The sequence below is a fragment of the Mesorhizobium sp. M4A.F.Ca.ET.022.05.2.1 genome (assembly GCF_003998845.1).
Taxonomy (GTDB): Bacteria; Pseudomonadota; Alphaproteobacteria; order Rhizobiales; family Rhizobiaceae; genus Mesorhizobium.
In genome coordinates this window covers 1-10,731 of the sequence record NZ_RZOJ01000193.1, presented here as the reverse complement: position 1 = coordinate 10,731, position 10,731 = coordinate 1, and the positions used below count along the sequence as shown (strand labels likewise).

General features: G+C 63.5%; 9 protein-coding genes and 2 pseudogenes. All 11 read right to left on the bottom strand.

Going from position 1 to position 10,731, the window contains the following annotated elements; translation table 11 throughout:
- A pseudogene (locus EN745_RS20395) lies at positions 1-486 on the bottom strand (lipid-A-disaccharide synthase); the annotation flags it as partial.
- The gene (locus EN745_RS20390; RefSeq protein WP_189347942.1) at positions 476-1,384 is read right to left on the bottom strand and encodes an LpxI family protein; all 909 of its coding nucleotides are present in this window, start codon (positions 1,382-1,384) and stop codon (positions 476-478) included. The gene EN745_RS20390 and the pseudogene EN745_RS20395, both read right to left, overlap by 11 nt.
- On the bottom strand, positions 1,365-2,198 hold the full coding sequence (gene lpxA / locus EN745_RS20385; RefSeq protein WP_126054472.1) for an acyl-ACP--UDP-N-acetylglucosamine O-acyltransferase: 834 nt from the start codon (positions 2,196-2,198) through the stop codon (positions 1,365-1,367). The genes EN745_RS20390 and lpxA overlap by 20 nt, the downstream gene beginning before the upstream one ends.
- A 15-nt stretch (positions 2,199-2,213) precedes the next feature.
- The gene (fabZ, locus tag EN745_RS20380) at positions 2,214-2,672 is read right to left on the bottom strand and encodes a 3-hydroxyacyl-ACP dehydratase FabZ (RefSeq protein ID WP_126054471.1); all 459 of its coding nucleotides are present in this window, start codon (positions 2,670-2,672) and stop codon (positions 2,214-2,216) included.
- Entirely contained in the window at positions 2,665-3,720 is a 1,056-nt protein-coding gene (lpxD, locus tag EN745_RS20375; RefSeq protein WP_126054470.1) for a UDP-3-O-(3-hydroxymyristoyl)glucosamine N-acyltransferase, read from the bottom strand. The genes fabZ and lpxD overlap by 8 nt, the downstream gene beginning before the upstream one ends.
- Positions 3,721-3,798: 78 nt before the next feature.
- The gene (gene bamA / locus EN745_RS20370) at positions 3,799-6,156 is read right to left on the bottom strand and encodes an outer membrane protein assembly factor BamA (RefSeq protein ID WP_127422105.1); all 2,358 of its coding nucleotides are present in this window, start codon (positions 6,154-6,156) and stop codon (positions 3,799-3,801) included.
- A gap of 218 nt (positions 6,157-6,374) precedes the next feature.
- On the bottom strand, positions 6,375-7,517 hold the full coding sequence (gene rseP, locus EN745_RS20365) for an RIP metalloprotease RseP (protein WP_127422104.1): 1,143 nt from the start codon (positions 7,515-7,517) through the stop codon (positions 6,375-6,377).
- Between the two features lie 103 nt (positions 7,518-7,620).
- Positions 7,621-8,436: a phosphatidate cytidylyltransferase gene (locus EN745_RS20360; RefSeq protein ID WP_127422103.1), complete on the bottom strand. Its 816-nt coding sequence runs from the start codon at positions 8,434-8,436 to the stop codon at positions 7,621-7,623.
- An 11-nt stretch (positions 8,437-8,447) separates the two neighbouring features.
- A pseudogene (locus EN745_RS20355) lies at positions 8,448-9,179 on the bottom strand (isoprenyl transferase); the annotation flags it as partial.
- Positions 9,180-9,200: 21 nt separating this feature from the next.
- Complete coding sequence (frr, locus tag EN745_RS20350; RefSeq protein ID WP_126054465.1) at positions 9,201-9,755, bottom strand: ribosome recycling factor; 555 nt, start codon at positions 9,753-9,755, stop codon at positions 9,201-9,203.
- 121 nt (positions 9,756-9,876) lie between these two features.
- The gene (gene pyrH, locus EN745_RS20345) at positions 9,877-10,599 is read right to left on the bottom strand and encodes a UMP kinase (RefSeq protein ID WP_126054464.1); all 723 of its coding nucleotides are present in this window, start codon (positions 10,597-10,599) and stop codon (positions 9,877-9,879) included.
- Between the last annotated feature and the right edge of the window lie 132 nt (positions 10,600-10,731).

Below are 10,731 nucleotides of genomic sequence, written 5' to 3'. Positions count from 1 at the left end.
GCCGCCAAGGCGGGCGAGCGCCTTCACCTCGAAGGGCAGGATGCAAAGGATATGATCGACATAGGGCTTCATCGCCACCGCCCTGCCCGGCCGCCATGCCCAGACGCTCGGGCAGACATAGTGGACGATCGGGATCGACGGGTTGGCGGCCCGCACCTTCTTCGCCACGCGCAGCGAGAAATCCGGGCTGTCGATGGTGATGAGGCAGTCGGGTTTTTCGGCGGCGATCATGCTTGCCGTCTGGCCGATCCGCCTGATCAGCCGCGGCAGGTCGCGCAGGATAGCGCTGAAGCCCATCAGCGCGATCTCGCCGCCGTCGAACAGGGACTTAAGCCCGAGCGCCTGCAGATGCCGGCCGCCGATGCCGATAAGCTGAACATCGCGGCCGGTCGTCCGCTTCAGTGCCGCGACGATGTCGGCGCCAAGCATGTCGCCCGATTCCTCGCCGGCGACGACGGCGATCTTCAGCGGCTTGTCATTGGCCATGAGCCGGCTCCTCGACAGGAAGGCCGACGATGAACAGGCCGAGCGCATTGGCGCGCGCGATGGTGTCGGGAGCTTCAAGGATCAGCGAGCGGCCGGCCTCAACCGCAATCCCCGCCAGTCCCGCTTCATATGCGGCCTCGACCGTCCGCGGGCCGATGGACGGCAGATCGGCGCGCAGTTCCTGACCAGGCTTGGCGCATTTGACCAGAACGCCGCGCGTCTTGCCGGCGAGCCTGCCATGGTCGCGCAATTGTCTGGTCCGCTCGAGCAGCCCGTTAGTGCCCTCGATGCCCTCCAGCGCGATCGCCCTGCCGCCGATTGCGACCGCGGCCTGCCCGATATCGAGAGCACCGATCGCCTTTGCCGCGACCCTGGCGGCCTCGATGTCGCGCCAGTCGGATTTGCCCGGCTTGGCCGTGGTCAGCGAGCCATCGCTCGCAAGCAGTTCGGGCACGATCTCATGCGCGCCAACGACCTTGATGCCGCGCTTTTCCAGGAAACGCGTCAGCATCCTCAGCAAGCCGTCGTCACCGCGCGCCAGCCCCATCACCACTGTAGGCACGGCAGCCAGCAGGCCGAGGCTCGGCCGCATGGCGGTCAATTTCGGCCTGCGCCTGATCTCGCCGGCCAGCACGAGGTGGCTGATTCGCTTGCGCCTGAGCAAAGGCACCAGCGAGCCGAACGATTCGAGCGCGAGCTGCTCTGTCTCGTAGCCGGCGAGGTCCTGCTTGCGGTCGACCTCGCCTTCGGCCGCGATGATGACGGGCGGATGTCCCTGCCTTGCGAGGCTAGCCGCGACTTCCACCGGCAGGCTGCCGCCGCCGGCGATGATGCCGACCCTTGAGCCCGGCGCGAGGTCCAACTTGGCTCCGGCAGCCTCAGCCTTCATCGTCGGCATCGTCGCCGTCGCCACCCTTGAGCGACGGGACGGCATAGTGCCGCTTGCCGCGATTGGCGATGAAATCGATGATTTTCATGGCCGTCGGCGAGGAAGCGAATTCCGCCTTGGCGAACTCTATGTTCTCGCCGACGGTTCGGGAGCGGTCGAAGATCGTCCTGTAGGCCTTGCGCAACAGGTGGATCTCGGCGCGCGGCAGGCCGGAACGCTTCAGGCCGACGATGTTGAGGCCGCGAAGGCTGGCGCGGTTGCCGGCGGCGATCGCATAGGGAATGACGTCGCCGACGACCGCAGAGCAGCCGCCGATGAAGGCGTTGTTGCCGATGCGGACGAACTGGTGAACGGCGGTGAGGCCGCCAACATAGACGTTGTCACCGATCTCGCAGTGGCCGCCCAACGTCGCGCCGTTGGCGAAGGTGGCGTTCTTGCCGACGACGCAGTCATGGGCAATGTGGGCATAGGCGAGGAAATTGCCATTGTCGCCCACCGTCGTCTCGCCGCGGCTGGAATCGGTGCCGAGATGCATGGTCACGCCTTCGCGGATCGTGCAGTTCTCGCCGATCACCAGCGTCGTGCGGCCACCCTTGTGCTTGGTGTTCTGCGGCGGCGCGCCGAGTATGGCCATCGGATAGACCTTGGTGGCGGCGCCGATGGTGGTCGCGCCCATCACCGAGACATGGCCGACAAGCTCGACCCGGTCGCCGATGACGGCATCGGGGCCGACGTGGCAGAAGGGTCCGATGCGAACGCCTTCGCCGAGCTGGGCCCCTTCTTCGACGACCGAGGAAGGGTGGATTTCAGTCTGGACTTTCATGAGCATTTTGAACCGTCAGCCGGTGACCATCATAGCCGAAACCTCGGCTTCCGCAGCTTTTGCTCCATCGACCATCGCTTCGCAGGCGAATTTGAGCAGGTTGCCGCGCTTCTTGATCTTCTTGACGTGAATCCTGAGCTGGTCGCCGGGAACGACCGGCTTGCGAAACTTCGCATTGTCGATGGTCATGAAATAGACCAGCGATGGCTTTTCCGTGTTGAGGCTGCGGATGCAGATCGCGCCGGCGGTCTGCGCCATGGCCTCGATGATCAGCACGCCGGGCATCACTGGCTGCTGCGGGAAATGGCCCTGGAAATGCGGCTCGTTGATGGTCACGTTCTTGATGCCGACGGCGGACTCGTCGCCATCGATGTCGACGATGCGGTCGATCAGCAGGAACGGATAGCGGTGCGGCAGGAGCTTCATAAGCCCCATTATGTCGACCGCCTCAAGCGTCGCCACCATATCAGCCATTCCCATCGCCTTGTTTGCGGGTCCTGGCCAGCTTGCGCAGCATGGCGATTTCACGCATGGCCTCGGCCATCGGCTGCGCCGGATAGCCTCCCCAGATCTCGCCCGCCGGGACGTTGCTCATGAATCCGCTTCTCGCTGCAAGCTTGGCCCCAGGCCCTATGGTCAAATGATCGGCTAGGCCGACGCCGCCACCCATGGTGACACCATCGCCGACGACGACCGAACCGGAAATACCCGAAAGCCCCGCTATAATGCAATTGCGACCGATACGAACATTGTGGGCGATCTGCACCAGATTGTCGATCTTGGTGCCCTGGCCGATGATGGTGTCGGACATCGCGCCGCGATCGACGGTCGAATTGGAGCCGATCTCGACGTCGTCTTGGATGATGACGCGACCGATCTGCGGCACGCGCTCCGGGCCCTTGGCGCCGGCCACGAAGCCGAAGCCGTCCTGGCCGATCCTGGCGCCGCCATGGATGATGACGCGGTTGCCGATCAGCGCGTACTGCACGCTGGCACCCGGGCCGATATAGCCGTCACGGCCGATCTGGGAGGAATGGCCGATCACCGCATGCGGAGCGATGATGGTGCCGTTGCCGACCGAAACGCGCGGACCGATGACCGCGCCGGCCTCGACGATCGCGCCGGCCTCGACATGCGCCGAGGGGTCGACATGGGCATGCGGCGAGATTCCGGTTTCGCCGGTCATTGGCCCGGGTGTGGCCGCCTGCGGGAACAGAAGGCGCCCGACCAGCGCGAATGCCTGCTGCGGGCGCGGATGGGTAAGCACCGCTATGCCCGCCGGCGCCTTGCTGGCGAATTCGGCCGGGCAAAGAACCGCCGCGGCCTTCAACAACGGCATGAGGGCAAAATTGCGCCTACCGTCGACGAAGACGAGCGCGTTCTCGCCGCCCTCGTTGGCAGGTGCTAGGGCTTCGATGGAGACATGCGACTGGGCAGAATCGACAAGCTGAGCGCCGGTCAGATTCGCGACTTCGCCGGCCGTATACCGGCGTGATGGCGCGAAGAACACCGGATCGGTCATTCCAGAAGCAATATCCAGCTAGGTCGGATCACGCTCTTCCGGACCGCATGGCGGCCCGGAAGCATTGTTACCCGCGGATCAGAAACGGGTCGCTATGCCGAAGTTGAATTCCTGCACGTCGTCGGTCGGTTCCTTCTTGACCGGGACCGCGTAGTCGATGCGGATCGGGCCGAACGGCGACGCCCACATCAAGCCGATACCGACCGAGGCGCGCAGCTTCATGTCGGTTGAGGTCTGAGTGACGGTGGTCACCTTGCTGCCGTACAAAGTGGCGGCATCCGCGAAAACAGCACCGCGCAGGCCGAAGCTTTCCGGAATGACCGGCAGCGGGAACTGTGCTTCAGCCGACGCATTGAAGTAGGTCGTGCCGCCCAGGTGATCCCCCGTAGCGACGTCCGCCGGGCCGATACCGCCATACTCAACGCCACGGATCATGCGATCGTTGCTCTGGAACTGATCGAAAATGCGCAGCCCATCATCGCCAAACCCTGCGATGTGGCCAGCGCCGGCGGACACAAGACCGACCAGATCGAGCTGCTCGGACAAGGTCTGATAGACGCTCGCCCGCCCGGTCAGCTTCACCCACTTGGCGTCGCCGCCGAGACCGGCAACTTCGGTCGTGCCGTTGATGTAAATACCCTCATGCGGGTTCTTCATGTCGTCGATGGTGTTGTACACCAGACCCAAGCTGACCGAGGATTTCAGCCAGGGGCTTTCAGCGATGCCGTCCTTGATGGCCTGTGAAAGATCACAATCGCCCTGAGTGCCATCGTCGTTGTCGTCGCAGTCATCGTATTTGTATTTCTCCTGCGCGATGTTGTACGCCAGCTGGGTGGAAATGCTGTCGGTGATCGGCAGGCCGAAGCGCACTGTCGCGCCCAGCGTCTCGCTGTCGTAGTGCGTGTAATTGCGCGTCTGCTGGAAGACATCGAAGCCGGCGGCAATGCGGCGCCCGAGGAAGTAAGGCTCGGTGAAGGAAATGCTGTAGTCGCGCGAATTCTTGCCGCCGCCCGCCGCCAGCTTGATGTACTGGCCGCGACCGAGGAAGTTGCGCTCCGTGATCGAGCCTTCGACCGACGGACCAGGCGTGTCGCCACCGGTCGAATAGCCGGCGCCGATCGAGAATTCGCCGGTCGACTTCTCGACCACGTCAACCACCAGCACGACCTGATCGGGCTGCGAACCCGGCACGGTCGAGATGTCGACTTTCTCAAAGTAATTGAGCGCTTCCAGGCGCTTCTTCGCGCGCTGGATAAGCACCTGGTTGAAGGCGTCGCCTTCGCTGACATCGAACTCGCGGCGAATGACATAGTCGCGCGTGCGGTCGTTGCCGCGGATTTCGATACGCTCGATATAGGCCTTCGTGCCCTGGTCGATTGTGTAGACCACCGAAATGGTGTGGTTCTCGAAGTTGCGATCGCCGCGTGGTGTCACCTGGGCGAAGGCATAGCCGGAGCCGGCGACCTTCTCGGTCAGCGCGATGATGGAATCCTCGACATCCTTGGCGTTGTAAACGTCACCCTTATGGGTCTCGATCACGGATTCCAGCGACTTGGAGTCGACTTCGGGAATCGTGCTTTCGACGCTGACGTCGCCGAAGGTGTAACGGTCGCCTTCCTGCACGGTGATGGTGACAGTGTATTTGTTGGTGGTGTCATCGAGCTCGCCGACCGCCGAGACCACCTGGAAATCGGCATAGCCGTGATTGTAGTAGAAGCGGCGCAGCAACTCCTGATCGGCGCGCAGCTTGTCCTCGTCATAGACGTCGTCGCGCAGCACGAAGGAGAGCCAGGACGAACGCTTGGTGTTGATCACGTCGGACAGACGGCGGCTGGAATAGGCACTGTTGCCGACGAAATTGATCGCGGCGATCTGGGTGCGGCCACCTTCGTTGATGTTGAAGACGACATTCACGCGGTTGTCGCCGAGTTCCATGATTTGCGTGGTCACCGCCGCATCGTCGCGACCGATGCGCCGGTAGGCGGCCTTGACCGCCTCGACGTCGGAATCAAGCGTCTGCTGCGAGAAGGTCGCGCGCGGCTTGAGCTGGACCGCGGCTTGCAGAGCGTTGTCCTTGAGCTTTTTGTTGCCCTGGAACAGGACCTGATTCACGACCTTGTATTCGGAAACCTTGACGACGAGGGTCGAGCCGACCTGGTTGATCTGCACATCCGAGAACAGGCCGGTGCCGAACAGCGCCTTGACCGCATCATCGATATCGGAGCTGGAGAACGCCTTGCCAGGCTTGATCGTGATGTAGTTGCGGATGGTGTCGGCATCAACGCGCTGGTTGCCGCTGACCTCCACTCTCGAGACGACTGCGGCTTCGGCTACCGATGTGGCAACAAACTGCACTGCGAGCGCGCCTGGCACAACCAGAGCGGCGGACAAAGCCACCGCGGACGCGGCGCTCATAAACTTGGATGCTGCCTTCATCGGGCTTTTGTACCTTTTCTCGTAGTCCCCACGGCGAGAAAACCGGACGTGCGGTAATTTTCCCCTACCGTATTAACCGGATTTTCCCTACACGCAAGGCTTCTGGTTAATTTGTAATTACTTAACCCTGGTGCGTGGCTTTCGCGTCACGCCTACCCCTGTGCATGGTAAACGGCGTCTCAACATTGCGGCTGCCGAAGCCAAATTTCTTCATGATTTCAGCACCCAAACAGATCGTTCCAGAACACGAAGCCCATAAAGCCCAACACCAGAAGCAGTCCGGTCCGGTAGGCCATTTCCATCATCCGCTCCGATACCGGCCGACGGATGACGGCCTCCACGCCGTAGAACAAGAGGTGGCCGCCGTCGAGGGGGGGAATCGGCAGAAGATTGAGAATTCCTATTCCGACTGACAGGAATGCAACAAGCTGCACCAGCCATTCGAAGCCGAGTTTCGCCGCCTGACCCGACATTTTGGCGATCTTGATCGGTCCCCCAAGCTGGCATTTGTCCTCGCGGCCGACAACGAAACGCTGCAGAAACTGCCCTGTGCGCTGAATGACGTGCCCGGTCTCCTCGATGGCCGCGCCCACGGCACCGACGGGATTGTAGGTGACAATGCGCGCCTGGCCGAGTTCGGTGCTGTTGACGACGCCGATCACGGCCACCTTGATCTTGTTGCCCAGCGCATCCTGCTGTTCCATCGGCACAGGTGTCGCTGTGAGCGTAATCTCCTTGCCATCGCGCAGCATGGTGAAGGCGATGGCATCGCCGGCGCGGCCCTGAACGAGGCGCTGGACGTCAGCGAAGGTCTCGACCGTGCTGCCGTCGACTCTGACGAATCGGTCACCCGGCTGGATGCCTGCCTTGTCGGCGGGGCTGCCAGCGGTGACCTGGGCCACCATTGGGTCCAGCACCGGGCGGCCATAGACGGAAAACAGCACGGCAAAGACGACTATGGTCAGCAGGAAATTGAACAGCGGCCCGGCCACCACTGTCGCGGCGCGTTTCCAGATCGGCTGGGTATGGAACGCGACCTCGCGCTCCGAATCACTCAGCGCCTCCAGGTCCTCGGCGCTCGGCTGGCTCGACGTGGCATTCATGTCGCCGACGAATTTGACATAGCCGCCAAGCGGTATGGCGCAGAGCTTCCAGCGTGTGCCGTGGCTGTCGTTGAAGCCGATGAGCTCGGGGCCGAAGCCGATCGAAAAGGCCTTGACGCCGATGCCGCACAAGCGGCCGATGAGGTAGTGGCCCATTTCGTGCACGAAGACCACCACGGTCAGCACGAACAGGAACGGCACCAGCGTGCCGAGGACGAAGCCTTCCGTGCTGAACAACGCGTGAAGAATCTCGTTCAAGTCGTGTCCTCAAAACCGTGCGCGACGCAGGCCGTGCCGCGACTGTGACATCAATCCGGGCGAATCCGTGGCGCTGCCTGTTCTTCGCCCTGCGGCATGCGGTTCAAATCGGAAACAGCCCCTGCGCCGGATGATCGGCGCCCGCCGAGATCCAGCCGATGACGTACAGGGCCAGAGCCGCCGCGACAAGCCCGTCCACCCGGTCCATGACGCCGCCATGGCCGGGGATCAGGTTGCCGGAGTCCTTCTGGCCGTGGCGGCGCTTGACCCAGGATTCGAAAAGGTCACCTGCCTGCGCCACCACCGACAGGGCGAGTGCCACGAGGCCGAGTGTTCCGAGATTGCCGACTCCGGTCGCCGAGGCCAAAAGCACACCGGCCACGACGCCGCCGACGGCGCCGCCCAACGCCCCGCTCTGCGTCTTGCCGGGCGAGATCGACGGCGCCAGCTTCGGGCCGCCAACGGCGCGGCCGACGAAATAGGCCGCTATATCGGTTGCCCAGACCACGGCGAACAGGAACAGGATGGCAATCAGGCCCGAACGATCGCCGTTGCGCAGCAGCGCCAGCGACAGGCCCGAGAGCGACGCATAGGCCAGGCCCGGGGCATCCCATTGCGCCGTCCCGGGCATTCGAGCGCCGGCGGCCGTGACGGCAACCATGACCGTGACGAGGATCAGCAGCCAGGACGCCGGCACGCCGGCAATCAAGGTGCCGACGAAAGCCAGCAGCAGCGCTTCCGGCAGAAAGCCCAGGGCGCCGCCGGTTGTCGGGCGCGACATGCGCGACCATTCGTAGAAGATGGTGCAGGCAATGAAGCTGCAGAGCAAGCGGAACGGCATGCCGCCGAGCCAGGTGAGTCCGAGGGTGACGGCGGCCAGTACGAGCGCCGAAATCACACGCAGCTGGAGATTGCTCATCTGGCCGTCGCTCACGAAGCGACGTCTTGGGCGGCAAGCCCGCCGAAACGGCGCTCGCGGCTTGCGAAGTCGCGCAGCGCGTCGGCCAGGTGTTCCCGGCTGAAATCGGGCCAGTAGCAAGGCAGGAACACAAGCTCGCTGTAGGCCGCCTGCCAGAGAAGGAAATTCGACAACCTCAGCTCGCCGCTGGTGCGGATGACCAGCTCCGGGTCGGGAATGCCATCGGTGTCGAGCGCGCCGGCAAAGGCCTCCGCCGTGATAGCCTCGGCGGTGATTTCGCCGCGCCCGGCAGCCGCGGCAAGCTTGCGCGCCGCGCGCACGATCTCGTCGCGCCCGCCATAGTTGAAGGCAATGACCAGCGTCAGCGCCTTGTTGCCGGCGGTGAGCGATTCGGCTTCCTGCAGCAGGCCCCTGATATCGGGCTGCAGCCCCGCCCTGTCGCCGACGATTCGCACTCGCACGCCGTTCTGATGCAGTTCGGCAAGGTCGCGACGGATAAACAGTTTCAACAGGCCCATCAGGTCGCTGACCTCGGATTTCGGCCGCGACCAGTTTTCCGACGAGAAGGCGTATACTGTCAGGAACGAGACGCCGAGGTCGGGCGCGGCGCGCACTGTCTTGCGCAAGGCCTCGACGCCCGCGCGATGGCCGGCAAGCCGCGGCATGCCGCGCGCCTTGGCCCAGCGTCCGTTTCCATCCATGATGATCGCGACATGCGCGGGCGTTGCCATGGTCTCGCTTTCGGGCCGGTGGAGAGCCGAACCCTAAACCTGCATGATTTCAGCTTCCTTATCGGAAAGCAGATGGTCGATGGTGCTGATCATCTCGTCGGTCAGTTTCTGCACCTGATCCGAACGCTTGCGGTGATCGTCCTCGCCGATGAGGCCGTCCTTTTCGGCCTTCTTGAGGAAATCCATGCCGTCGCGCCGGACATGGCGGACAGCGACGCGGGCGTTCTCGGCATAGCCGTGCGAGATCTTGACCAGTTCCTTGCGGCGCTGCTCGTTGAGTTCGGGCAGCGGGATCCTCAGATTGGTGCCGTCGACGATGGGGTTGAAGCCGAGGTTGGATTCGCGGATGGCGCGGTCGACGGCGCCGACCATCGCCTTGTCCCAGACCGACACCGAAAGCATGCGCGGCTCCGGCACGGACACGTTCGCCACCTGGTTGATCGGCATCGTCGTGCCGTAGGCCTGGACCTGAATTGCGTCGAGCAGGTTGCTGGACGCGCGGCCGGTGCGTAGCGAAGCCAGGTCATGCCGGAACGCGGCGATCGCCCCGTCCATGCGCCGCTTGAGGTCGTCGAACTCACCACTCATCATTGTCTCCTCGACCCGTTTGCCGGGTTCACTGTTTCAGGGCAACAGCCCCGTGCTCGAGCCTTGTTCCGATACCGCCTGCCGCTTCATAGCGGGCTTCCGGATCGGCATCGGCTCCGGATCAATCGTCCGCAACGACCGTACACCGGCCGCCGCCCCTCAGAATCTCGCCAAAACCACCCTTTTCGTGGATCGAATAGACGATTATCGGAATGTTGTTTTCGCGCGCAAGTGCAATCGCTGCCGTATCCATGATCGAAAGCCCGCGTTTGATCACTTCCGCATGGCTTATGCGTTCGAAGCGGGTCGCGTTCGGGTCTTTCTTGGGATCGGCGGAATAGACGCCGTCGACCTGGGTGCCCTTGAACAGCGCATCGGCGCCAATCTCGGCGGCGCGGAGCGCTGCTGCCGAATCGGTGGTGAAGAACGGATTGCCGGTACCGCCGGCGAAGATGACCACCTTGCCCTGGTTCATGTAGGCGGTGGCCTGGCGCTGGGAGAAGCTCTCGCAAAGCTCCGGCATGGCGATCGCCGACAGCACTACGGCATCGACGCCGATCTTGTTCAGCGAGGTGCGCAGCGCCAGCGAGTTGATGACGGTGGCAAGCATGCCCATGTGATCGCCGGTGACGCGGTCGCCGCCCTTGGACGCAACCGCCACGCCTCGGAAAATGTTGCCGCCGCCGATGACGACGCCGACCTCGATGCCCATCGCGCGGGCCTCGGCAATGTCGGCCGCGATGCGGTCAACGACCGAGACATCGATGCCGAAATGCTGCTCCCCCATCAACGCTTCGCCCGACGCTTTCAGCAAGACACGTCGGTAGAGGGGCTTCGCCGTCATCTGATCCTCGTCATTGTGCGTGTGAAGCGCCTGGGGTGGCCGCCCTCGCGCAGGCGCCGCGCCCAAAAACACCGGCGCGATGCGAGTTCCGATACACGAAGGGCGCCGCGATGTCACGCGGCGCCCCTGCGC

What these genes read in the sequence shown, in the direction of transcription:
- EN745_RS20390 (WP_189347942.1), bottom strand. Translation starts at nt 1,384, where the DNA reads ATGCCGACGATGAAGGCTGAGGCTGCCGGAGCCAAGTTGGACCTCGCG.
- lpxA (WP_126054472.1), bottom strand. Translation starts at nt 2,198, where the DNA reads ATGAAAGTCCAGACTGAAATCCACCCTTCCTCGGTCGTCGAAGAAGGG.
- fabZ (WP_126054471.1), bottom strand. Translation starts at nt 2,672, where the DNA reads ATGGCTGATATGGTGGCGACGCTTGAGGCGGTCGACATAATGGGGCTT.
- lpxD (WP_126054470.1), bottom strand. Translation starts at nt 3,720, where the DNA reads ATGACCGATCCGGTGTTCTTCGCGCCATCACGCCGGTATACGGCCGGC.
- bamA (WP_127422105.1), bottom strand. Translation starts at nt 6,156, where the DNA reads ATGAAGGCAGCATCCAAGTTTATGAGCGCCGCGTCCGCGGTGGCTTTG.
- EN745_RS20360 (WP_127422103.1), bottom strand. Translation starts at nt 8,436, where the DNA reads ATGAGCAATCTCCAGCTGCGTGTGATTTCGGCGCTCGTACTGGCCGCC.
- frr (WP_126054465.1), bottom strand. Translation starts at nt 9,755, where the DNA reads ATGAGTGGTGAGTTCGACGACCTCAAGCGGCGCATGGACGGGGCGATC.
- pyrH (WP_126054464.1), bottom strand. Translation starts at nt 10,599, where the DNA reads ATGACGGCGAAGCCCCTCTACCGACGTGTCTTGCTGAAAGCGTCGGGC.